This is a genomic window from Mesorhizobium prunaredense (assembly GCF_900156895.1).
In the GTDB taxonomy this organism is placed as follows: Bacteria; Pseudomonadota; Alphaproteobacteria; order Rhizobiales; family Rhizobiaceae; genus Mesorhizobium; species Mesorhizobium prunaredense.
The window spans coordinates 146,229-168,671 of record NZ_FTPD01000078.1; the positions used below are offsets into that span (position 1 = coordinate 146,229).

Below are 22,443 nucleotides of genomic sequence, written 5' to 3' on the forward strand. Positions count from 1 at the left end.
TGCGCGCCCTTCGGGGCGAAGGGAGGGAAGTTCATGTCAGAGCCTGGTCTCAAGGAGTTGGCTGCGCACCGACGGGTCAAGCTCGGCACGCTCGTCGCCGAATTCGCGACGCCGGGAATCGGGCACATTCTGAAATCCGCCGGCTGCGACTTCGTCTTCTTTGATATGGAGCATTCGGGCTTCAGCTTGGAAACGGTGAAGAGCGCGATCCGCTATTTCGAGGCGGCCGATCTGCCGGTTATGGTGCGTGTGCCGTCGCAGGACTACCATTTCCTCGCCCGCGCCATGGACATGGGCGCTGAAGGCCTGATCGCGCCGATGGTGAGTACGGTCGAACAGGCGCAGCACATCATCAATTCGATGAAGTACCATCCTGCTGGCGCCCGCGGCGTGGCGCTGCAGATCGCGCATGACCGCTACCGCCCAGGCTCGGTTAAAGAAAAGTTCGAAGCGGCCAACCAGCGCTCGGTGTTCATCTGCCTGATCGAGACGGCCGACGGCGTCAAGAACATCGACGGCATCGCGGGACTGGACGGGGTCGATTGTCTGTGGGTCGGACATTTCGATCTGTCGGTCTCACTCGGCGTTCCCGGCGACTTCGCCCATCCCACCTTCACCACCGCAATGGACAAGATTGTTGCGGCCGCCAAGAAGCACAACAAATCGCTTGGACGCTTGGTACCCAGTGTCCAGCAGGGTCACGACTTCTACGCGCAAGGCTTCGATTTTATCTGCTATTCGGGCGACGTCTGGGTTCTGCACGATGCGATGGCCGACGCGGTCTCAAAGATCCGGGCCGGGTGCGAGTGAGGCGGAGGAGACGATGGCCAACGCAATGTTCAGGGTGGCGCTCTCCAGTGATTTCCGCAAGCCGGACGGTTCGCCGACCTTTCCCGATTTCGACCTGACGCCGCTGCGCAATGCGCCCGGCGTCGAGATGGCGTTTCTGGAATCAAACAATCCGCTGCGCGCCGAACAGCTTGAGGACTTCGATGCGCTGATCCTGCTCGCCCATCGCTTTGATGCGACCAGTGTCCCGAAGGGCGGCCGCCTGGCCGTCGTTGCCCGTTTCGGGGTCGGCTACGATACCGTCGACGTCGAGGCTTGCACCGCCGCTGGCATCGCCCTTGTCATTACGCCCGACGGCGTGCGACGGCCTGTCGCCGTATCCGTCATCACTTTCATGCTCGCAATGACCGGCAAACTGCTGGCCAAGGATGCGCTGACCCGCAAGGCACGTGAGGGGTTCGACAAGCGTTCGGAGCATATGGGCGTCGGCCTCGTCGGGCGGACGCTGGGATCGCTCGGCATCGGCAACATCGGCGCCGAGGTCTTTCGCTTGGCCAAGCCCTTCGACATGAAATTCATCGCCCATGACCCATTCGCCGACAGCAAGGTCGCTGCCGAACTAGGCATCGAACTGGTCGGACTGGAAGATCTATTCCGCCGCGCCGATGTGTTGTCGGTGAGCTGTCCGCTAACGCCTCAGACCCACCACATCGTGAATGCCGAGCGGCTCGCCCTGATGAAGCCGACGGCTTACCTGATCAACACCGCGCGCGGTCCGATCGTCGACCAGAAGGCGTTGACGAAAGTGCTGCGGGAGCGCCGCATCGCCGGCGCGGGGCTCGACGTGCTGGAGCAGGAGCCGCCGGAAGCCGACGACCCGATCCTCAGGCTCGACAACGTTATCCTGACGCCGCACGCGCTTTGTTGGACCGACCAGTGTTTTGCCGGCAACGGTGCCGCCGACGTCAAGGCGGTCATCGAGGTCCAGCACGGCCGCGAGCCGCGCGGCGTGGTCAATCGCGAGGTGCTTTCAAGCGAGGCATGGAAGAATCGGCTGGCCGGTTTCGCTGCCCGCTTCGGGACGTAGGAGTACGAGCATTCGGCGCGCCGCCACAGGCTTCGCGGCGGCTTCACGGGAGAAACACTCGATCGCCGCGCCCGCGGACGAGTGAAGGCAGACGAAAATGGGAGGACCAAGCACTATGAACGATCATGACAAACGTGACTTTCTGGCAGGCCTCGAAGCAGAGGTCGACGCCTTGATGCGCGGCGAAACCACCCGCCGAACCTTCATAACCCGCTTCGGCCAGATGACCGGCATGCTGGCGGCGTCCGGACCGATCCTCGGCTTGATGACGGATTGGGCGCTGGCGCAGCAGAAGCTCGAACTGGCAGACGCCGGTTCGCCGCTCGGCCAGGCACAGGCGGCGGCCATGAAGGCGTCGATGGAAGGCCCGGCGGATGGTTCCGCCTTCCGCGCCGTCGAGGCCGCCAAGACGCATTCGGGTGTCACGCTGAACATGACCTACGAGGTCGGCCTGCAGGCTCTCGATCCGCGCAATTTCAGTGGACCGATGTGGGAGCAGCTTACGGGCATGAAGTCGAACGTGGTCGAACTGTCGAACCCGGACCAGTACTCCAAGGCCGTTGCCGAGCACATTGCCGGCTCAGGCGCCTATGACGTCCTCGACATCTCGCCAGCCTGGACGCCCTCGCTAGCCGATGGCGGCGTCATCGCACCCCTCGACGATTACATCGCCAAATACATGAACCCGGCCGACCTCGAGGACTATCATCCGCTCTACAAGGCGCTGCCGACCTACAAGGGCAAGATCTGGGGCTTCTTCGATGACGGCGACATGTTCGCCCTCTACTACCGCAAGGACATCTTCGAGGATCCGAAGATGGTGGAGGCCTACCAGGCCAAGTTCAACGCCAAGCTCGCGCCGCCGAAGACCTGGGAGGAATATGCCCAGATCGCCCAGTTCATCACCGACCAGATGGCGCCGAACGTTTATGGCGCAGGCCATTTCCGCAAGGCGGGCAGTCCCGGCAATCAGTTCGACTTTCTGCAACAGTACCGCGCCAACGGTGGAAAACTGTTCGGCGATGACATGAAAGCCGGCTTGGTTTCAGATGCTGGCGTGAAGACGCTGCAAAACATGATTGCAGCCAATGCGGCGTCTATCCCCGGCAACAATGAACTCGACGCCGTCTCGCTGTGGGCGGCGTTCCTGACCGGCAAGGTAGCGATGATCTACTCCTGGCCGCCGTCTGGCCGCATGGCCGCGAACTATTCGCAGTCGGCTACTGCAATCAACTTCATCCCGCAATCACAGATCGCCGGCAAGGTCGGCTATGCTGTCGTGCCCGGCAATCCTGAACATGCGACCGGCTTCAACAAGGCGCTGTCGGCGGATTCGGCTAACCCCGAAGCGGCCTACCTGTTCATGCAGTGGGTCTGCTCACCGCCCGTCTCGCTTGCGCGCTGCATGCTGCCCTACGCCCTGCGCGATCCCTACCGCATCTCCCACTTCAAATCCGAGCTTTACGGCGCGCTGTTCCCGAGCGCCAAGGAGTACCTGAGCAATCTTAACAGCTCGGCCAATGTCGGTCTCCTCGACCCGATCATGCCCGGCGCGCAGGACTATTTCCTGAGCATCGACCGCATGTGCACGGCTGTGTGGGCCGGTGCGGATCCGAAGGCGTCGCTAGAAACAGCGGCGGCCGAGTGGAATGAGACGACCGACCGGCTCGGCGTCGATTCGCAGAAGGCATTCTACACCGAGTTCCTGAAACTGCCGGGCGCTACTGCCGACAACACGGTGGAGAAGCTCGGCATGGCGGTCACCCTCTGAGCTCGGCGTGCGTCGGGGACGCCGGCCGGCATTCTTGACCAAAATCGGTGTTGCGGGCGCTTGGTCCGCAACACCTGTCGCAACCGTCAGGCAGGTTTTGGGATGTAATCGATGCAGCCTACCGCAACCATCAGTCGCTTGAAGGCCGCTGGCGCCCCGCCACGACTGTCGGGCTTCGCACAATGGGCGGACCGCCACTTCAAATGGCTGCTGGTGGCGCCAGCAGTACTGCTGATCCTGGCGCTGTCGGTCTATCCGCTGCTGTTCTCGCTGGTCGTGTCTTTCATCAACTATGATTTCCAGGTGCCGGGCCACGCCTTTGTCGGATTGAAGAATTTCGAGCGCGTCGTGTTCGATCCCGTCGCGCGCTGGTCGCTTTGGCTGACAGCGTGGCTCTCGGGGATTAGCGTCGCTATCGAATTCGTTCTCGGCCTTCTGGTGGCGCTGACCATGGTTCGCAGCTTTCCGGGCCGCGGCGTGATCATGTCGATCCTGATCGTGCCGCTGTTCATCAGCCCGGTTATCGTCGGCCAGGCCTGGACGCTGCTGCTGCAGCGGCCTTTCGGGCCGACCAACTACATTTTGACGCAACTTCTGGGGCAGGAGGTGACAATCGGCTGGATGACCGAATCGCCATGGCTCTATTTTTCGCTGATTATCGCCGATGTCTGGCAGTGGACACCGTTCATGTTCGTCATCCTGCTCGCCGGGCTTACCGCCATTCCCCCGAACCTTTACGAGGCGGCGGAACTCGACGGGGTCAATGCCTGGCAGGCGTTCTGGGCGATAACCCTGCCGCACCTCGCGCCAATGATGCTGCTGGCGCTGACCTTTCGGCTGCTCGATGCAATCCGCATGTTCGATACTATTTTCATCATGACCGGCGGCGGGCCAGGCACGCGGACCTACACCGCTTCCTACTATCTCTACACCGTCGGCTTCACCCAGTTCCATCTGTCGCAGGCGACCGCCGGAAGCTGGTTGTTCCTGATCTTCACCGCGCTCGTGGTAATGCTGCTGGTGCGACGGCTTTTGAAGACGGAGCCGGTCTGATGGCGGCCGTCGCGCCTGTCCGTCGCCCGAAACGCCGGTCGATACCGGTCGGCCGCATCCTGCTGCTCGGCTTCTTCCTGGTCTTCGTGTTGTGGCCGCTCTACTGGATGTTCAACACCTCGATCAAGCCGAGCGACGACTATCTCACCGTGCCGCCCGTCTGGTTCCCAACCGCACCCACCCTTGTCCACTATGAAGCTGCGCTGTTCGCCTATCGCGGCCTCGACGGGCTGATCAACAGCCTGATCATCTCGCTGTCGGCAACGGTGCTCTCGGCCCTGTTCGGCACGCTGATGGCCTACAGCCTGGCGCGCTACAACACCGGCGGCCAGCATCTGTCGTTCTGGGTGCTGTCGCAGCGCTTCCTGCCGCCCATCGGCATCGTGCTGCCGGTGTTCCTGATCTACCGCGGCGTCGGCCTCTACGACACGCATATCGGCCTGATCATCGCCTATACAGTGTTCACGCTGCCGGTGTCGGTGTGGATGATGTTCGCTTATTTCCGCGGCATGCCGAAATCGATGGAGGAGGCGGCCCTTGTCGACGGCTGCACGCGCTGGGAGGCGTTCTGGCGCGTCGCCGTGCCGCTCGCCGCGCCAGGCATCGTCGCGGCGGCGGTCTTCGCCTTCATCGCCTGTTGGACGGAGTTCTTCTTCGCGCTGATTCTGACCAGCCGCAGTGCTTTCACGCTGCCAACGGTGTTTCGCGCCTTCATCGGTTTCCAGGGCGCGCAATATGGCGAGGCGGCAGCCCTGGCCATCGTCTCCCTCGTGCCGTCGATCGCGCTGGGAGTACTTGCCCAACGACATCTCGTGCGCGGGCTCACGCTCGGCGCTGTTCGCGGATAGAAAGGGTCGGCATGGCCGAAGTCAGGATCACCGGCTTGCACAAGCGCTACGGCGCCTTCCATGCCGTGCGTGGCATAGACCTCGACATTCGCGACGGCGAGTTCACCGTGCTGGTCGGCCCGTCCGGTTGTGGCAAGAGTACACTACTGAGGACCATCGCAGGGCTGGAGGAGAGTTCGGAAGGCACGATCGAGATCGGCGGCGAAGTGGTCAACGATTTCCGACCGCGCGACCGCGACGTGGCGATGGTGTTTCAAGACTATGCGCTTTATCCGCACATGAACGTGGCGAAGAACATCGGCTTCGGCCTGAAGGCCCGCAAGATGCCGAAGCCAGAGGTGGATGCGCGCGTTGCCGAGGCGGCGCGCATGCTTGGCATCACCCCGCTGCTCGGGCGCTTTCCGCGCCAATTGTCCGGCGGGCAGCGCCAGCGCGTCGCCATCGGCCGCGCCATCGTCCGTAACCCGCGCATTTTCCTGTTCGACGAGCCGCTGTCCAACCTCGACGCGCAGCTTCGCGACGAGATGCGCGGCGAGATCAAGCGCCTTCACCAGGACATTGCCACAACGATGATCTACGTCACCCATGACCAGATCGAAGCGATGACTCTGGCTGACCGCATCGTGCTGATGCGCGACGGGATGATCGAGCAGCAGGGCGCACCGCTCGACCTGTTCGAGCGCCCCGCCTCGACCTTCGTCGCTGGCTTTCTCGGTTCGCCGCGCATGAGCTTCCTGCCGGGCACGCTGACATTGGACGGCAGCGCTGCCGCCATCCGGCTTTCCGAAGCGCTGCTTCCGGTCGCCCCCGGCCGGAGCCTGAATGGCGCCATTGACGGACAGGCGGTGCTGCTTGGACTGCGGCCAGAACATCTGACGCGCGCTCATGCTGCGACACCTGCGCAGGGCACGTTTCGCTACGACGCAACGATCGACCTGCTGCAGCCAACCGGCTCGCGCAGCTATGCGACCTTCCGCTTGGCCGGCGCGCCGGTGATGGCGGAACTGCAGGCGCACGACGTCAGTCGTCCCGGCGAGAGGCTGCCGATCGACATCAACATGAACCGGGCCTCGATTTTCGACGCCAAGACCGAGAGAGCGATTTGACCACGGCAGCATCTCGAGCAATCCGCTTGTGTGGGACCGAACAGGTCGATCCGCAGTTGCGGACACTGCGCGCGGGACCCTTGTCGGTCGAGTTTGACAATGGGGCGATACGCTATGTGCGTATCGGCGGGGTCGAGGTTCTGCGCGGGATCTCATTTCTCGTACGGGACGAGAACTGGGGAACCGAGACGCCCGTTCTCGATGACCTCCAGATCGATGAAAAGCCGGATGCGTTCAGCGTCGCCTACCGTGGAACATGCGCCGGTGCGTGCGGTCGGCTGGTCTACCAGGCGCAGATCGCAGGCGGGAGCGACAGTGCGCTGTCGTTCGTGGTGGAGGCAGAGCCCGAAACTGACGTGTTGACCAACAGAACCGGCTTCGTCGTGCTGCATCCGATCGAGGGTTTGGCCGGCAAGCCGGTAAAGGTGCTGCACGAAGACGGTCGCGAAAAACTCTCGCTTTTTCCGGACTACATCGATCCTAGATGTCCGTTCACCGACATTCGCGCGCTTTCGCACGAGATCGTACCTGGAATCTGGGCCACATGCACCCTGGAAGGAGACGCCTTTGAGATGGAGGATCAGCGCAACTGGTCCGACGCCTCCTACAAAACCTATGTCCGTCCCCTGCGTCGCCCGTGGCCCTACAGATTGCCGAAAGGCGAGAAATTCACGCAGGCCGTCCGACTTCAGGTATTGGGAACGCTCCCTGCCGGGACGTCTAAAGACCCCAATCCATCCATCAATCTGACGATCGGCGGAGCCATCGGCCGAGTGCCCCGCATTGGCGTCGGCGTCGCTGCCGACGAGGCGAAGCACGCGCTCGACGTCCCCGAGCTCACTCGACGATTGGCTCCGCAGTGGATGGTCTGCCAGGTCGATCTCCGGTTCGGGCACGGCCAGGTTGAACTCGAAAGTTACGCCGCCCTGGCACAGTTGACCGGTGCTGGCGTCGTACTTGAGATCATCACCAAGGGCACGCTCGATCCCTTCGGCGAATTGGAGCCGATTGGGGCGGCTGTCCACACCATTGGCCTCGACCTGGAAGCTGTTTCCGTCTTTCCGGCGCAGGACATGAAGTCGGTGCAGCCGGGAGCACCGTGGCCGGCGATGCCCACCTTCGAGCAAAACTACTCCGCCGCTCGCCGGGCTTTCCCCGGGGTGCCGCTGGGCAGCGGTATGGCCGCATATTTCACCGAGCTCAACCGCAAGCGTCCGCCAACCGGAGCGCTCGACTACGCAACCTTCACCACCTGTCCAAACGTGCACGCAGCAGATGATGTCTCCGTGATGGAGACGCTTCAGGCTATCCCTCATCTGATCCGCTCTACCCGTGCTTTCATGGGCGACCGCTTGCCCCTGCGCATTGGTCCCAGTCAGCTCGGCTGCCGCGAGAACCCCTACGGAAAGTCCACTGCGCCGAATGAAGAGAACGGTCGCGTCTGTCTGAGCCGTATCGACCCTCGGCAGCGCGGCCTGTTCAATGCGGCTTGGACAGTCGGCTATTTCGCGGCCTGCGCGCGCGAGGGAATCGAGGCCGTCGCATTCGGCGACTTCACCGGCCCGTTCGGATACGTCTACAGGAAGGCCGATTTCGTGCAGCCGTGGTTTGACCAACAGGATGGCCGAATGGTGTATCCCGCATTCCATGTCATGGCAGGCCTCTCAAAACTCAGCGGGGCCGCCCTGCTGTCCGTGGGAACTTCCGGAGCTGACGGCATCGCGGCGATCGCGGCTGAAAAAGACGGGCGCACGACGCTGTGGCTCTCGAATCTCATTGCCAAAGAGCAATCAGTGCAGCTTTCGGATACGCCGATCAGCGCCCGCATTGCTCTTCTTGCTGCCAACCAGTTCGAGCGGGCGGCAGCCGATCCGAACTTCATGGAAAGTCCCGGAAGACGGCTGGATGACCAATTCATCTCTCTTGACGCCTACGCCGTGGCGCGAGTCGATCTCCACCGTTCGTCTTCGACATAGCCCGGTGGACGGTAGATTGGTGGGGTTGATGTAGCGGAGAACAGAGTCAACGTCCGCTCTGGCGTTCAGTGTCGGATGCCCGTTATGGCGCTCTTTGCTAGTTCCCGCCGACCAGTTCAAGCAGCAAGGTTCTCGGCCATTGGCGGCAGCCAGTCTGATTGAGTTTGAGCCCAATCTTCGAAACGCTGCCCTCAACATTTTGAATGGCGCCAGCGCACCGGGGCATGCGGCGGGAGCACCGTCGCGGAACGCCACGCGGTTCAACGCGCCGAGGGGGTCACCCGCTTCCGGCGCACCCGCGGTTTTGATCGGCGGCTTCCGGAATAGCGTCACACTTGTTACTCCCACTGGTCATTTTCCGGTGCCAAACTATTTCAAGCCCAATAACGAGCGATGAGCAGCGAATGAGCCGCGCTTCAGCCGTGAGGCGCGGGAACTCGCCCAGATCAGGAGGAAGCCATGACTTCAGCAGCCGAGAGCGGACGGAAAAGCGGACAGACTGCCATGCGCACACCACCGGTGGTGTCGCCGCAGGAGTGGGAAGCGGCCCACGAGCAGCTGCTCGTGAAGGAAAAGGCCCAGACCCGCGCCCGTGACGCGCTGGCCGCCGAGCGGCGGCGGATGCCGTGGATGGCGGTGGAGAAGACCTATGCGTTCGAGGGGCCTGACGGAAAGGCCAGCCTGCTCGACCTGTTCGACGGTCGGCGTCAGCTGATCGTCTACCGCGCCTTTTTCGAGCCGGGAGTGTTCGGCTGGCCCGACCATGCCTGCCGCGGCTGCTCCCTGGTGGCCGACCAGGTCGCCCACGTCGCCCACCTGAACGCCCGTGACACCACCCTCGTCTTCGTCTCGCGTGCGCCCCAGGCTGATATCGCGCGGCTGAAGGCGCGGATGGGCTGGGAGATGCCGTGGTTCACTCTCACCGACAGCTTCGACGCCGATTTCGGCGTGGACGAGTGGCACGGCCACAACGTGTTCATCCGCGACGGCGACCGCGTGTTCCGTACCTACTTCATCAACAACCGCGGCGACGAGCAGATGGGAGGCACCTGGAACTACCTCGACATCACGCCGCTGGGCCGGCAGGAGGTCTGGGAGGACTCGCCCGAGGGCTATCCCCAGACCCCGACCTACAAGTGGTGGAACTGGCACGACAGCTACGCGGCGGATCCAGCGGCCGACAAGAAGTGGGCCGAGGTGTCGGACGCCGGAGAGGCGGCGTTCCGGGAGGCGAGCACGAAGCCATGAGCCAGGCCTGGTCCGGTGGGTCCGACGGACGGCTACGGTCGGTCTGAGGACCGCCGATCGACCGTGGCGCGAAGCGCCGCGACGAAAAGCGGTCGCGAATGTCCGGAACCGGCGCTCTGTGCTCGCCGGCCGATTCAAACGGCAAGGTTGTCGGTCGTTTGACGCCGGGTAGCCGGGGCGACGCACGTTGGACACAAGGCGACCTTTTTCAACCCATTTTGCTACCCAATAGCCGACATTCGCGGCAATTATCGCTGATGGACCCAAAGCCGACAGCAAGCCTTGCTGGAGATGCGCCCTCTGACCTCAGTGCTCGTGCCCGCAAAGGGAGTGGTCGGACAAGGCGCGGATGACATAGCAGTCCCCGACGGTTTCGCCCGTGCAGCAGGTAGCGATACGTTCGAGTTCCTCCTCCAACTTCTGCAGCTTTGCAATTCGGTCCCGGACGGAGGCGAGCTGCTCTTTGGCGATCCTGTCTGCATCGGCGCACGGCCTGTCGGCATGTCCGCTGAGACCGATGAGCTGCCGGATCGAGTTGATCGTTAGGCCAAGGTCGCGGGCGTGACGGATGAATGCCAATCGCTCTAGCTCGGCCTTCGCGAAGCGCCGCTGATTGCCTTCTGAGCGCTCCGGCGCTTCCAGCAGCCCCATCTGCTCGTAGTAGCGGATGGTAGGAGCTTTCACTCCCGTCCGCCGCGACAGGTCTCCAATCGAATACATCCGTCATTTTCCCTCTTGAACCTCTAGTCACTAGAGCAATTAGGTTGTCTGGCAGAGAATGGCAACAGGTGAGATCATGACTGCGACTTCCGGCGAAACCCATGACCATCCCGGAGTGATCGCTCCTCCGCCCCTGGTGTTTGCAGGCTCCTGGGCCGCGGGCGTGCTTGCCGACAGGTACGCCAGCGGATGGCCGCTTCCGCCTGCACTCCCGGCGAAGGTGCTGGCAGTCCTGCTGGGCGGAGCAGGCGTCGTCTTCCTGGCAGGCGCGCTCGGGCTCTTCCGGAAGGCGGGCACCAGGCCGGAGCCATGGCAACCGACGACCGCCATCGTGACGAGCGGAATTTACCGGGTGACCCGCAACCCGATGTATGTCGGCATGGCCCTTGTCTACGTCGCTCTCGCCCTCGCTCTCGGCAGCCTTATCGCTCTCACCCTCCTTTCCGCAGCCGTCCTCGTGATCTACCGCGGCGTCATTCTTCGGGAGGAGCAATATCTGGAGCGGAAGTTCGGCGGCGAGTACCGCGCCTACAAGGCTCGGGTGCGGCGCTGGCTCTAGACAGAGAAATTTCGCCTCTAGCTGCTTGAACTCGTAGGAATGCACCATGCCTGGAATGTCGACACAGACCCGTTACCGCGTCAGCGGCATGGACTGCGCGTCCTGCGCGTCCAAGATCGACACGGCGGTCCGGCGGATGGACGGCGTGGCGGACGTGTCCGTGTCCGTGACCAACGGCAGCGTGACAGTCACACACGCAGAATCCCTCGGCAGCGATGCCATCGCGCGGCAGGTCTCCCGGCTCGGATACGGTGCCGCGCCTTGGGACAGCGGAGACCGCGAGGTTGAAAACGGGGATGGGGACCGCCGGCTCGACGGCCAAATCCCGGCCGGGCAGCCCTGGTGGCGCTCCAGGCGGGCGAAGCTGACCATTGCCTCCGGCGTGGCCCTCGTGGCCGCCTATGCGGCCGGGCTCGTCTATCCGGCCGCCGGGCACTGGCCGTTCCTCGCAGCCTTGCTCGTCGGCCTCTTTCCCATCGCGCGGCGCGCAGGCTCCGCCGCTTTCGCCGGCACGCCCTTCTCGATCGAGACGCTGATGACGATCGCGGCCGTCGGGGCGGTACTCATTGGGGCGACGGAAGAAGCGGCGATGGTGCTGCTGCTCTTCCTCGTCGGCGAACTGCTCGAAGGCGTGGCGGCGAGCCGCGCCCGGGCGAGCATCCGGGGCCTTGCCGACCTCGTCCCGAAGACAGCTCTCGTGGAAAGGTTTGGTGGGACGACGGAGGTGCCGGCCGCCACGCTGGCAGTCGGCGACGTCATCGTCGTCCGGCCCGGCGACCGCATTCCGGCGGACGGGGAGATCGTCGAGGGGTCGAGCGAGATCGACGAGTCCCCCGTCACGGGGGAGAGCACGCCCAAGCGGAAGTCAGAGAACGACGCGGTTTTCGCCGGAACGATCAACACGGACGGCGTACTGAAGGTCCGCGTGACGGCGGCGGCCGAGGACAACACCATCGCCCGGGTCGTCAGGCTGGTCGAGGAGGCGCAGGAGAGCAAGGCCCCCACCGAGAGGTTCATTGACCGCTTCTCCCGCTACTACACGCCGGGCGTTTTGCTTGTGGGCGCGCTCGTGGCCGTCCTGCCGCCGCTGCTGTTCGGTGCCGGATGGAACGAATGGACATACAAGGGCCTAGCCATCCTGCTGATCGGCTGCCCCTGTGCGCTGGTCATCTCCACTCCGGCCGCTGTCGCTGCGGGACTGTCAGCGGGCGCGCGCCGCGGCATGCTGATGAAGGGCGGAACCGTCCTCGAAGGCTTCGGCAAGATCACAGCCGTCGCCTTCGACAAGACCGGCACCCTGACGAAAGGCAAGCCTGTCGTCACGGACGTGGTCGCCTACGGGCGGACCGAGCGCGAGGTCCTGTCGATGGCTGCCGCCCTCGAGCAGGGGTCGAACCATCCGCTTGCCGTTGCCATCCTCGAGAAGGCGAAGGCGGACAAGGCACCGATCCCTCCGGCCTTCGGGGCGAAGGCAGTCTCGGGCGAGGGCGTGGAAGGCAATGTCGGGGGCGTGGCGGTATTTCTGGCGTCCGCCAAGGCGGCGGCCGAGCGCGCCTCGCTGTCACCGGAACAGGTTGCTCGGATCGAGGATTTGAACGGCCAGGGAAAGACGGTCTCGGTCCTGCTGGCGGGCGGTTCCATCGCCGGGCTGGTCGCCATGCGGGACGAGCCGCGGGAAGACGCGAAGGCCGGACTGGCCGCCCTCAAGGACCTGGGCATCCGGACCGTCATGCTGACCGGGGACAACCGGAAGACGGCTGAACCCATTGCAGCCGGCCTTGGCGTCGAAGCACGGGCCGAACTGCTGCCGCAGGACAAGCAGCGGATCGTCTGGGAGTTGCAGAAGGAAGGCTTCAAAGTCGCAAAGGTCGGCGACGGCATCAACGACGCTCCGGCGCTCGCCGCGGCCGACATTGGCATCGCCATGGGCGGCGGCACCGACGTCGCGCTGGAGACCGCGGATGCGGCAATCCTTCACGGGCGTGTCGAAGACGTTTCGCGTATGGTCACCCTCTCGCGGGCCGTGATGGCGAACATCAAGCAGAACATCGCGGTCGCGCTCGGGCTGAAGGCGGTTTTTCTTGTGACGACGGTGATCGGCGTCACTGGCCTCTGGCCCGCCATACTCGCGGACACGGGCGCGACCGTGCTCGTGACGGCGAACGCAATGCGGCTCCTCAGTTGGGGCCGCCAGTGAAAGGATAGGCACAATGACCAGATCCGGCGTTATCTCACTGTGGGTGCGGCGGGTAGTCGCCGCGGCAGATCAGACTTTGACGAGCATGGCGGTCATATACATGAACGAAACGCCTGCGGCCAATCCCGCCGTCGTGGCTGGCGCTGTAAGCGCCGCAGGGCCTCTCCCGTCCGACCTCATCAGGTACGCAGTGACCTCGACGATGACCTGCAGAATGGCTCCCGCTCCGACCGCGAGAGCCAGCGCCGACCACTGCGGCGCATAGGCCAGGCTTCCGATCCAAAGTCCGATGACGGCGGGACCGCCCGCCAGGAGCGCCAAGCCGACGAAGGTCCACAGAGGCGGGCGCTTCTTTAGCATCGGCGCGGAAATGCCGATGCCTTCGGTAATGTTGTGCAGCATGAAGCCCAACACCAGGAAAGTGCCCAATCCGGCCGCGCCTGCCGCGAACGCAGCGCCGATGGCCAGCCCCTCGCCAAGATTGTGCAGGCCGATTCCAAGCGCGATGAAGGTGGCGAGCGCAAGTCCGGTCGGCACTCCGTCCCGGCGGCCGGCCGCCATCAGCAGGAGGAAACTCGCAGCGGCTGCGAGGACGACCATGGCCTGTCCCTGGAATAGTGCGGCGGACTCGGCCGCCAGTTCGAAAGCTTCAGCTGTGGCGTCGACTAACAGGAACGCCAGCAGGCCGACAGTCAGGGCGAGCAGGAAATTCATGCCATTGCGGCCGACTCCGCGCAGCGCTGGAAAAAACATCATACCGATGGCGACTGGAACAAGGCCGACAAACACGCCTAGCAGCGCCTGGGAGGCGAGGCTCCTTGCATCCCGCGTCGGGGTAGGCACGGCGACCGCGATCTCGTGCCCAAACGTCGCTCCGGTGTTGGTGACGATGTTGATGGCATGCGCCTCCCCCAGCACCCAGGGGAAGGGCAGGTGGATCCATGCCGTAGCGCCGCGGGCGAGCGGTCCTGCGGGTTCCTGCGTGAACTGCCAGTATGCGTCGTCAACCTGGACCTGGGCGATCGTCATCGGCTCCGAGCCGCCGGCGCGGACGAGGACGCGGATGCCGTCGGACGAAAGGATCGTCCGCTCGAAAGTCAGGCTCTCCACAGGCGGAGCGCCGTTCCCGAAGTTTCTGAGCGGGTCAGAGACCAGCAGCCAGGCGATCGCCAGGCCGAGGGCGGCCAGCGGCAGGATCAGCCACAGCAAAGCGGCGCGCGATTTTCCGGAGCCGACGGGAGCGGTCGGGTCGGCGGCGGCGATGTGCGAGACCTCGTTCATGCGACCGCCTCCACCACGTCGAACATGCCCGTCCAGCCGAGTTCGGTGAACTCCGACTGGTGCGGGTGGAACATGTAGAGCCCGGTCTCGTGATCCTTGTAGGTAAACTCGAGGATGCCGCGCTGCGCCTGCACCTGAGTGATCAGGTCGACCGTCCTCAAGGTCGGCGTGAGCGTCGTTCCCTGTTCGAAATAGTCGAAGAAATTGGCGTGAAGGTGGAATGAGTTGATAGGATCGAACTCGACTACATTGGCCAGATAGATGCGGACGGGGCGGCCGCGGACGATCCGGATCGGACGCTTCATGTAGGCGTGCGCGACCGTATTCACCGCATAGACTTCGTTCTCGTTGTCGAAGTTGGTGTCGAAGCCGTTCATCACCATGGCGAATTCCTGCCATTCGGCATTCTCCGGCGTGCCGAGCAGGCGGGAACGGGCGACGTCGGCCAAATCCACATGGCGGACCGGATCCGGATCGATGACGAACAGTCCGTACATGCCTTTGTGAATGTGCCGCTTCAGGGGCAGCGCGTGGCAGTGATAGAGATGGCAGCCGAACGGCCTGGCATCGAACTCATAGACGAATTCTTCTCCCGGACTGATCAATCCTGCACCGGGGACGCCGTCCATCCTTGCGGCGTGGATGCCGTGGAAGTGCATGGAGTGGGGATGCGAGCCGGAGTTGCGGAAGACGATCCGGAGGTGCTCGCCTTCGGTCGCCCTGAGCGCAGGCCCGGGAACGCGTCCGTTGTAGGTCCAGGCCGGGAACATGATCCCCGGCGCGATTTCGATTTCCTTGTCGACCGCCTCGATCTCGAAAGTCCGAAGGATTCGTCCGTCGGGAAGCGTCGACACCGAGCCCGTTTCCCAGTCCGTCACCATCCGGGAAGGATCGAAGCCGTTGCGCTCGTTGTCCACGTCTCCGACGGTGATCATCGATCCGTGGGCGGCCAAATGCGCTGGAGGCGGTACAGCGCCCGCGGCCGACGCCGCCCCGTGGCCGGAATGGACCGATTGGCCAGCTGCCGTTCCCGCTATCGCCGAGCCTCCGGCCGCCAGGCCGCCCCACAGCAGCCCACGCCTGCTGACCTTTTCGCGGAACCAAGCGCTGACCTCGGACATAATCGCCACCACAAATGCAAATGAGAATGATTTGCATTAGCATTAAACTGATTGTTTCGCAATCGATTCGCCATTAGCGGTCGTTGCTGACCCTCTCATTCAATGTCGGCAGTTCGTGGGGAAGCGTCGTTCCAGGTCCGTCTCAGTGCTTTGCTCAACGTGGCCAGCGGTCGACTTCGCCAACAGGAGCATGAATGTGAATCGCGATGCGAAGTCGTTGTTCCCGTTGGTTCCCTTGTAAGGAGCAAATTCGCACCACATCAATTTGCCGACGGCCCCTCCCCAAATAGATGCGGTTGCGCCCTTGCTCGTTCCCGCCGGCCGATTTCAAACGGCAGGATTCTCGGCCAGCCGCTGGATCATCTGCAGAGGGAGCGCGGGGCGACGGCTTGCAGGAGCTCAGATCGCTCCGCTGCTGTTCATGCCGATTTAACGATCGACAATGTGCGTTTGTAGGTGGCCGGTTTGGTGCGGAAACTCGCGGCGGGAGCAGGACGGCCGACGTGAAAGCCCTGGATTTTATCGATGTCGAATTCGCGGATAAGCGCCATCTGCTCGTCGGTCTCCACCCCTTCGACCAGGATTTTATGGCCGCGATTTCGGACCAGGGCAATAATGTCTTGCAGCATCGCCTTGCCCCTCGGGGTGCCGCAGTCATGCAGGAACGAGCGGTCGATCTTCACCGTATCGAAATCGATGAGACGAAGCCATGAGAGGCCCGCGAAGCCCGTCCCGAAGTCATCAAGCCATACCCTGACCCCCAGCAGCTTCAGGTCGCTGATGCAGCGCAGAATGTCGGAGTGCATCTCCATCTCCAGCCCTTCGGTGATTTCGAGGGCCAGCCTGCTGCCGGCGACGCCGGTCTCGCTCAAAATCGTCGCAACCGAAGCTGCGAAGCCGGGCGTCTTGAGCTGAGTTGGAGAGACGTTGACGCTGGCGACACCGACGTGATCGTCCGCCAGGAGCTCAGTGCAAACTGTCCTTATGGCCCAGCGCCCGAGTTCGAGGACCGCGCCAGTTCGTTCCGCAACAGGAATGAACAGGCTCGGCGGAACCGATGTGCCGTCGAGCATTTTGAGGCGCATCAGAGCCTCGACGGCTTCAACCCGGCCAGACACCACATTCTGGATGGGCTGATAGACGAGTGAAACGAGATCCTGGCCGATCGCGATCTTCAGCAAAGCCGCAATATTCTCGCTCTCGTCGCTGCTCTGGGGATCGTTTGGATCGAACAGCCAGGTACAATTGCGACCGCCTGCTTTTGCCAGATATAGCGCACGATCGGCCTCGTGGATGATCTTCTCCAGCTTGGCGCCAGTCTGCGGCCTGGTGAAGGCAGCGCCAACGCTCACCGTCACCACCGAGGTGCCGTCCCTGCGCTGCTGGTGGGGAAGCGCGAGGTTCTCCACCGTGCTTCGAATGGCTTCCGCAAGACCTGCAACCTGTTCCCTTTTTTCCGTGCGAGCCAGGACGATGAATTCTTCCCCGCCGTAGCGGCCGATTGAGCCATTGTGCTGCTTGATCATTTCGGCAAGGGCATTGGCAACAAGTATCAGGCAGCGGTCGCCTTCCTGATGTCCGTAGTAGTCGTTGAACCTTTTGAAGAAGTCCACGTCGATGAGGATCGCCACAAAACCGCTGCCATGCCTTTGCCAATCGCTCCAGTGGTCGCGCAGCTTCTCGTCAATCGCCCGCCGATTCTCCAGACCCGTAAGCGGATCGGTTCTCGACAGCCTCAACAGCGCCTGTCCGCGCTCGGTGGCTTCCTTGTGCTGAATTTTGGCTTCGAGGGCGTTCAAGAAGACGTTGTAACGTTCCTCGTTCAGCTTCCAGTTTACGTAAGATGTAAATGTAAAGCATGAAATGTAGAAAGTTCCAAAGACCATTTTGTATGTTAATGTGGAAGGCACAAAGTAGTTTACAATATACAATATTATTAGGATTATACTTGAAGTCACGATAGACAGGCTGAATTTAAACGTAAAAAATAGATTTGCGCTCATCATAAAGATGGTGCCGAAGACCATATAATAAGAGACGCTTTCCTTGTCCGCACTCATAACCGCTGGGGACAACCAACCGACATAGCCAAAGATGATGGCCGCGGCGCAAGTCACGTCAATCCATTCTGTGGCGACCCCCCGGCGAAGTTGTGCTTCCAGGGTCAACAGCGCCGTCACTCCGACCGCGACGCGTGCCATGATCGTGTAGAGCGCGACATCCGGAATCAGCAGCAGATCCGTTGCCGAAAACAGCAGATAGATGGCAACGGCGATCCAAAGCCCTGGCCTGGCGTCCATTCTTCGCTTCGCTTGACCTTCCTCTCGGAAGAGGTTGCGGAGTTCGTCGGACCGCGGCTCGTAGCGCAGCTCAAGCGGTTCCGCATGGGCTATATCGGCCAATGCGGATGACGCATATTCGTTCGTCACCCTAAGCCCTATTTGAACGGGGCTTTGTATGCCGAACTCATTTCTAGTTTCTGCCCCCACGCCGGCCGACTCCTCAGGCGCGACAGCGATTGCGGCGCCTCGCAAGCAATATGCAGTCGCGCGAATAGGTTTGCGTTAACTCGTATCGGGAATCCGACCCGCAAGGCGTCCAAAAAAACCAGCATGGTTGGCGCGAATTTAACGACACCGCTAAAATGCCGGGGATGTGTCTTGGCAAAGATAAAATTTTACGCAATATCTAACGATATCTAGTTAAATGTGACTATGGAGTTCTGCGGTGGCAACCATCCTCGATGGCAAAAGTCTGATTACTGCCGAGATGATCGCCGCCAGTCTCCCTCGAAGAAAGCTCGAGCCTCATAGCGAAGCGTTCGAAACCGCTCGCGTCGAGCTTGCCCTCATTCTCCACACCACGCACCAGCAGATCGAGCAGCAAAAGGACCCCGCGGAGATCATTCGCCGTCTGATGTCGTATCTCGAAGCAATGCGTTCCAAGGTTCATCCGGACGTTTGGCAAGCATTGATACCGGTGGTGCGGAACCACCCGGTCCTGGAGTACTTTCTTGAGGATCCGCTCACGCGGTGGTCCCACGACAAGCCCAGAGGTTATTCCGGCGACGCGCAGTTGCTCGACTACATCTATTGTGATCCGCACGTGGCGGAGAGCGTGGCAAACGCCTCGGAGATCGGCAAGGCGCTCTATAGGCATACCAAGGATGTGCCGTCGTGCGTCGCGGCACGCGAACGACGCGATCTTTTGACCCGATATGTCGATGAGATTGCGACCAGGAATGGACCGCAAGCCGAGGTCCTGGCGATTGCGGCCGGCCATTTAAGGGAGGCCAATCGCTCCGCCGCCTTACAGGAGGGCCGTCTCAAGCGTTGGGTTGCGCTCGATCAGGATCCTCAGAGCGTTGAATTGATCACGCGCGACTTTCAGGGCTCTGCGGTAGAGGCGATCGACGGCTCGGTGCGAACCGTGCTCACGAGGGGCCACAAGCTTGGCAAGTTCGACTTTATCTATGCCTCCGGCCTTTACGACTACCTTGCGCACAACGTCGCCGTGAAGCTCACGAAGACCTGCCTGCAGATGTTGAAGCCGAACGGGACATTCCTCTTCGCGAACTACGCAGAGGGCAACCCCGACGCCGGCTACCGGGAGACGTTCATGAACTGGGTGTTGCTGCTGCGGTCGGAGGCCGATATGTGGAACATCATCAATGCCAGCGTCGACCGCAACACCGTCGAGGCGCAGGTGTTCTTTGGCGAGAACCGCAACGTCCTGTACGGCGTCATCGAAAAGCGCGGATAGCGACCGCCTGGGCTGCAAGCTTGTCGGCGGTTGCCGGTTCTAATCCTCGAACGCGGCCCTTAACGTCTCGAATGGCGCCAGCGCGCCGCGCACTTGGACGACGGCCGCGGCGACGCGATGCGCGCGCAGCACCGCCTCGGTCGGGGCCTGGCCGGCAAGCCGGGCTGCGAGATAGGCGCCATTGAAGGAATCGCCGGCGCCGGTGGTGTCGACCGGGGCGGCGACATGCACGGCCGGAACGGGTTGCAGGGTCCCGCTTGCGGCGATCAGCGCCGGCTCCTCGCCGTTCTTGACGACGACTTCGCCGACCAGCTTTCCCAGCCGTTGCGCGGTTTTTTGCGGTGCTGCGTCGCCGAACAGCATCTGCTCGTCGGGAAAGGTCGGCAGCGCGATGTCAGTGACTGCCAGCGCATCGAGGATCGCGGTCTGTGCCTCTTCGCGCCGGCGCCATAGCCGCGGCCGATAATTGGGATCGAAGGCGACAAGCGAGCCGGCGGCGCGCGCCTTGGCCACCGCCGCCAAAAGTGTCTTGCGCGCGGCGTCGTCCAGAATTGCCAAAGTGATTCCGGAAAAGTAAATAAGCGATTGATTTTCAAGGCTTTTCGCCAAAGCGGCTGTGTCGGAGGCAAGCTGCCTCGCGGCCGCATCGCCGCGCCAGTAGGTGAAGGAGCGTTCGGCGCCGGTCAGCGTGATTGCATAGAGGCCGGGCCGGGCGCCTGGTATAATCGGGCTGGCGCCGATGCCGATGCCGTTTTGCGCGAAGAAATCGATCTGGTCGCGCGAGAACGGGTCGTCGCCGAAGGCCGACACATAGGTCGCCGGCCGGTCGCTGTTCAGCGCATGCAGCGCCCACAGCGTATTGAACGTGTCGCCGGCAAAGCCCATGCGCCAGTTCGGCCCGGCTTGGCCTGAAAGCTCGAGCATGCATTCACCGATCGAGGCGACGCCGTTTCCTGTCATGTATCTCTCTCCTAGTGCAGTCGCCCACAGCTTGCGTGGCGGTTTTGCGATAACGACATGCACAAAACCAAAGACCCGGTGCTGTAGCTTTTTGCGTGCGGCAGCGCCATGCTTGGCGGCAGCGGATTTTTGCGCCGGCAGCGTTTTCTCAGCTGCGCGGCGGGACGCGATCCACTCAGTGAGACGTTATTTCTGGAAGAGGAACCGGTTTGGCATCGTTATGGCGCTACGTTCTGGCAGGTGTTGGTCTGGCTGCCTTGCTGGCCGGCATTCTCGCCGCCGTCTACCTGACCGCGCCGCAAGCGCCTCGGCTCGCCGGCTCCGAGATTGCCCGTTCGAAAGAGACGGCGAACGGCCTGTTTGTAGCCAGTTTCGAGCCGGAGCGGGGCGTTGTCAGGCAGGGCGAGCTACAATCCTGGCTGCTGACCCTGAAGACAAATGCCGGCACCCCGGTGGAGGGCGCTGCGATCACGATTTCCGGCGGCATGCCGCAGCACAGGCACGGTCTGCCGACCAGCCCGCATGCGACCGATTATCTGGGCGATGGCCGCTATCGCATCGGCGGTGTTAAATTCACAATGAGCGGATTGTGGCAACTGCATTTCGCCATTTCGGCGGCGGCCGGATCCGACACGGTGGTCTTCAATGTGTTGCTCTGAGCGCTGGAGCAAGATGAACCGCTTTTCGCGACTTTTCGCGCTACTGGCGATGGCTGTGCTTGCCGGCTGCGGCAAGCCTGAGTTTTCCGATGCCGAAAAGAAGACCATCGCCTCGCTGGCGCTGTCAGCCCTGCCGCCGCTGAAAGCCGACACCACCAACCGCTTCGCCGACGTGCCGGCCGCCGCCGCGCTCGGCGCGACGCTATTTTTCGACGCCGGGATGAGCGGCGACGGCAAGGTTTCCTGCTCGACCTGCCACAAGATCGACCGGCAGTTCCAGGACGACCTGCCGCGAGCGGTCGGTGTCGGCCGCACCAACCGGCGCACCATGCCGCTGGCCGGCGTTGCGCATTACGTTTGGTTCTTCTGGGACGGGCGGCGCGACAGTCTCTGGGCGCAGGCGCTGGCGCCGCTGGAAAATCCGCTGGAGCAGGCCGGCAACCGCGCCGCCTACGCGCATTATATCAAGGCGCGATTCGGCGAGCGCTACGAGCGCATCTTCGGGCCGCTGCCCGACCTTTCAAATGTGCCGGCCAATGCCAGTCCGCTCGGCAGCGATGCCGAGAAGGCTGCCTGGAATGCCATGTCCGGTGCGCAAGCCGAGGACGTCAACCACGTCTTCGCCAATATCGGCAAGGCGATCGCCGCCTTCGAGCGATCGATCGCACCACCGCAGACGCGCTTCGACCGGTTCGCCGCCGCTTTGGATACCGGTATACAGGCGCCGCAAGACGACGACGCCTTGTCGCCCGAAGAAATCCTCGGGCTAAAACTGTTCATCGGCAAGGCCAATTGCGTGACGTGCCATAGCGGGCCGCGTTTTACCGACAGCGGTTTTCACAACACCGGCGTGCCGCCGGTGGCGAATCTGCCCCCGGATCGCGGCCGCATAGACGCGGTGGCGCAGGTCGAGGCCGATCCGTTCAACTGTTTCGGCGCGTTTCGCGATGGCGACGCCAGCGCCTGCGGCGAGCTGCGCTTCATGGTCAAGGCCGGGCCGGAACTCGTCCGCGCCTACAAGACGCCGTCGCTGCGCGGCGCCGCCACCCGTGCGCCCTACATGCATGCCGGGCAGTTTTCCTCGCTCGAGGAGGTGGTGGCGCATTATTCGAAGGCGCTGGCAAGCGTCGAGGGTGTATCCGAGATCCACCCGCTGCAGCTTTCGGACCGCGAGCGCGCGGCGCTGGTGGCGTTCTTGAAGACGCTGGCGGAGTGAGGGACCCAGCTGCTCGGTAGCGATCCTTCGCGCCCCCCTCTGTCCTGCCGGACATCTCCCCCACAAGTGCAGGGCTGTCCGGGGAAAGTT

At 62.8% G+C, this 22,443-nt stretch carries 18 protein-coding genes; 13 read left to right on the forward strand and 5 right to left on the reverse strand.

Annotation, left to right across the window (positions count from 1 at the left end; translation table 11 throughout):
* Positions 1-33 precede the first annotated feature (33 nt).
* From BQ8794_RS32700 to BQ8794_RS32735, 8 genes are all read left to right on the forward strand, one after another.
* The gene (locus tag BQ8794_RS32700; RefSeq protein WP_077383811.1) at positions 34-810 is read left to right on the forward strand and encodes an HpcH/HpaI aldolase family protein; all 777 of its coding nucleotides are present in this window, start codon (positions 34-36) and stop codon (positions 808-810) included.
* Positions 811-823: 13 nt separating this feature from the next.
* Positions 824-1,876, forward strand: a complete 1,053-nt coding sequence (locus BQ8794_RS32705; protein WP_077383813.1) for an NAD(P)-dependent oxidoreductase — start codon at positions 824-826, stop codon at positions 1,874-1,876.
* 115 nt (positions 1,877-1,991) lie between these two features.
* Positions 1,992-3,647, forward strand: a complete 1,656-nt coding sequence (locus BQ8794_RS32710) for an extracellular solute-binding protein (protein ID WP_077383815.1) — start codon at positions 1,992-1,994, stop codon at positions 3,645-3,647.
* A gap of 111 nt (positions 3,648-3,758) precedes the next feature.
* Positions 3,759-4,700 carry a carbohydrate ABC transporter permease gene (locus BQ8794_RS32715; RefSeq protein ID WP_077383818.1) on the forward strand — a complete coding sequence of 314 codons (942 nt, stop codon included), beginning with the start codon at positions 3,759-3,761 and terminating at the stop codon, positions 4,698-4,700.
* Positions 4,700-5,548, forward strand: coding sequence for a carbohydrate ABC transporter permease (locus tag BQ8794_RS32720; RefSeq protein ID WP_077383820.1), 849 nt, complete (start codon positions 4,700-4,702; stop codon positions 5,546-5,548). The genes BQ8794_RS32715 and BQ8794_RS32720 overlap by 1 nt, the downstream gene beginning before the upstream one ends.
* Before the next feature lie 11 nt (positions 5,549-5,559).
* Positions 5,560-6,654 (forward strand): ABC transporter ATP-binding protein, encoded by a 1,095-nt coding sequence (locus tag BQ8794_RS32725; protein ID WP_077383822.1) that lies wholly within the window; start codon positions 5,560-5,562, stop codon positions 6,652-6,654.
* Positions 6,651-8,630 (forward strand): D-apionate lactonase family protein, encoded by a 1,980-nt coding sequence (locus BQ8794_RS32730; RefSeq protein ID WP_077383824.1) that lies wholly within the window; start codon positions 6,651-6,653, stop codon positions 8,628-8,630. Before BQ8794_RS32725 ends, BQ8794_RS32730 begins: the two co-directional genes overlap by 4 nt.
* A gap of 459 nt (positions 8,631-9,089) precedes the next feature.
* On the forward strand, positions 9,090-9,878 hold the full coding sequence (locus tag BQ8794_RS32735; RefSeq protein WP_077383826.1) for a DUF899 domain-containing protein: 789 nt from the start codon (positions 9,090-9,092) through the stop codon (positions 9,876-9,878).
* 306 nt (positions 9,879-10,184) lie between these two features.
* Here BQ8794_RS32735 and BQ8794_RS32740 read toward each other — a convergent pair whose 3' ends face one another.
* The gene (locus BQ8794_RS32740; protein ID WP_077383828.1) at positions 10,185-10,598 is read right to left on the reverse strand and encodes a MerR family transcriptional regulator; all 414 of its coding nucleotides are present in this window, start codon (positions 10,596-10,598) and stop codon (positions 10,185-10,187) included.
* 76 nt (positions 10,599-10,674) lie between these two features.
* On the opposite strand from BQ8794_RS32740, the gene BQ8794_RS32745 reads away from it, so the two are divergent.
* Positions 10,675-11,157, forward strand: a complete 483-nt coding sequence (locus tag BQ8794_RS32745) for a methyltransferase family protein (RefSeq protein WP_077383875.1) — start codon at positions 10,675-10,677, stop codon at positions 11,155-11,157.
* A 46-nt stretch (positions 11,158-11,203) separates the two neighbouring features.
* A complete protein-coding gene (locus BQ8794_RS32750; RefSeq protein WP_077383830.1) occupies positions 11,204-13,354 on the forward strand; it encodes a heavy metal translocating P-type ATPase in 2,151 nt (716 codons plus the stop codon).
* Positions 13,355-13,423: 69 nt separating this feature from the next.
* On the opposite strand, the gene BQ8794_RS32755 is transcribed toward BQ8794_RS32750, so the two are convergent.
* The 3 genes from BQ8794_RS32755 to BQ8794_RS32765 form a co-directional block, all read right to left on the reverse strand.
* Positions 13,424-14,635 carry a ZIP family metal transporter gene (locus BQ8794_RS32755; protein WP_077383832.1) on the reverse strand — a complete coding sequence of 404 codons (1,212 nt, stop codon included), beginning with the start codon at positions 14,633-14,635 and terminating at the stop codon, positions 13,424-13,426.
* Entirely contained in the window at positions 14,632-15,756 is a 1,125-nt protein-coding gene (locus BQ8794_RS32760; protein ID WP_077383834.1) for a multicopper oxidase domain-containing protein, read from the reverse strand. Before BQ8794_RS32760 ends, BQ8794_RS32755 begins: the two co-directional genes overlap by 4 nt.
* A gap of 419 nt (positions 15,757-16,175) precedes the next feature.
* Positions 16,176-18,158 carry a putative bifunctional diguanylate cyclase/phosphodiesterase gene (locus tag BQ8794_RS32765; RefSeq protein WP_425293610.1) on the reverse strand — a complete coding sequence of 661 codons (1,983 nt, stop codon included), beginning with the start codon at positions 18,156-18,158 and terminating at the stop codon, positions 16,176-16,178.
* A 325-nt stretch (positions 18,159-18,483) separates the two neighbouring features.
* Between BQ8794_RS32765 and BQ8794_RS32770 the strand changes: the two genes are divergently transcribed.
* Positions 18,484-19,518, forward strand: a complete 1,035-nt coding sequence (locus BQ8794_RS32770) for a class I SAM-dependent methyltransferase (RefSeq protein ID WP_077383838.1) — start codon at positions 18,484-18,486, stop codon at positions 19,516-19,518.
* Positions 19,519-19,557: 39 nt separating this feature from the next.
* Here the strand turns inward: BQ8794_RS32770 and BQ8794_RS32775 are convergent, their stop codons facing one another.
* Positions 19,558-20,478 carry a sugar kinase gene (locus BQ8794_RS32775; RefSeq protein ID WP_077383840.1) on the reverse strand — a complete coding sequence of 307 codons (921 nt, stop codon included), beginning with the start codon at positions 20,476-20,478 and terminating at the stop codon, positions 19,558-19,560.
* A 209-nt stretch (positions 20,479-20,687) separates the two neighbouring features.
* Between BQ8794_RS32775 and BQ8794_RS32780 the strand changes: the two genes are divergently transcribed.
* Together BQ8794_RS32780 and BQ8794_RS32785 are read left to right on the forward strand one after the other, a co-directional pair.
* Positions 20,688-21,137, forward strand: coding sequence for a FixH family protein (locus tag BQ8794_RS32780; protein WP_077383842.1), 450 nt, complete (start codon positions 20,688-20,690; stop codon positions 21,135-21,137).
* 13 nt (positions 21,138-21,150) lie between these two features.
* Entirely contained in the window at positions 21,151-22,353 is a 1,203-nt protein-coding gene (locus tag BQ8794_RS32785; protein WP_077383844.1) for a cytochrome-c peroxidase, read from the forward strand.
* Positions 22,354-22,443: the final 90 nt, after the last annotated feature.

Coding starts and splice junctions, on each gene's coding strand:
- BQ8794_RS32785 (WP_077383844.1), top strand. CDS start 21,151: ATGAACCGCTTTTCGCGACTTTTCGCGCTACTGGCGATGGCTGTGCTT.
- BQ8794_RS32735 (WP_077383826.1), top strand. CDS start 9,090: ATGACTTCAGCAGCCGAGAGCGGACGGAAAAGCGGACAGACTGCCATG.
- BQ8794_RS32775 (WP_077383840.1), bottom strand. CDS start 20,478: ATGACAGGAAACGGCGTCGCCTCGATCGGTGAATGCATGCTCGAGCTT.
- BQ8794_RS32700 (WP_077383811.1), top strand. CDS start 34: ATGTCAGAGCCTGGTCTCAAGGAGTTGGCTGCGCACCGACGGGTCAAG.
- BQ8794_RS32750 (WP_077383830.1), top strand. CDS start 11,204: ATGCCTGGAATGTCGACACAGACCCGTTACCGCGTCAGCGGCATGGAC.
- BQ8794_RS32720 (WP_077383820.1), top strand. CDS start 4,700: ATGGCGGCCGTCGCGCCTGTCCGTCGCCCGAAACGCCGGTCGATACCG.
- BQ8794_RS32740 (WP_077383828.1), bottom strand. CDS start 10,598: ATGTATTCGATTGGAGACCTGTCGCGGCGGACGGGAGTGAAAGCTCCT.
- BQ8794_RS32710 (WP_077383815.1), top strand. CDS start 1,992: ATGAACGATCATGACAAACGTGACTTTCTGGCAGGCCTCGAAGCAGAG.
- BQ8794_RS32725 (WP_077383822.1), top strand. CDS start 5,560: ATGGCCGAAGTCAGGATCACCGGCTTGCACAAGCGCTACGGCGCCTTC.
- BQ8794_RS32715 (WP_077383818.1), top strand. CDS start 3,759: ATGCAGCCTACCGCAACCATCAGTCGCTTGAAGGCCGCTGGCGCCCCG.
- BQ8794_RS32760 (WP_077383834.1), bottom strand. CDS start 15,756: ATGTCCGAGGTCAGCGCTTGGTTCCGCGAAAAGGTCAGCAGGCGTGGG.
- BQ8794_RS32755 (WP_077383832.1), bottom strand. CDS start 14,635: ATGAACGAGGTCTCGCACATCGCCGCCGCCGACCCGACCGCTCCCGTC.
- BQ8794_RS32705 (WP_077383813.1), top strand. CDS start 824: ATGGCCAACGCAATGTTCAGGGTGGCGCTCTCCAGTGATTTCCGCAAG.
- BQ8794_RS32745 (WP_077383875.1), top strand. CDS start 10,675: ATGACTGCGACTTCCGGCGAAACCCATGACCATCCCGGAGTGATCGCT.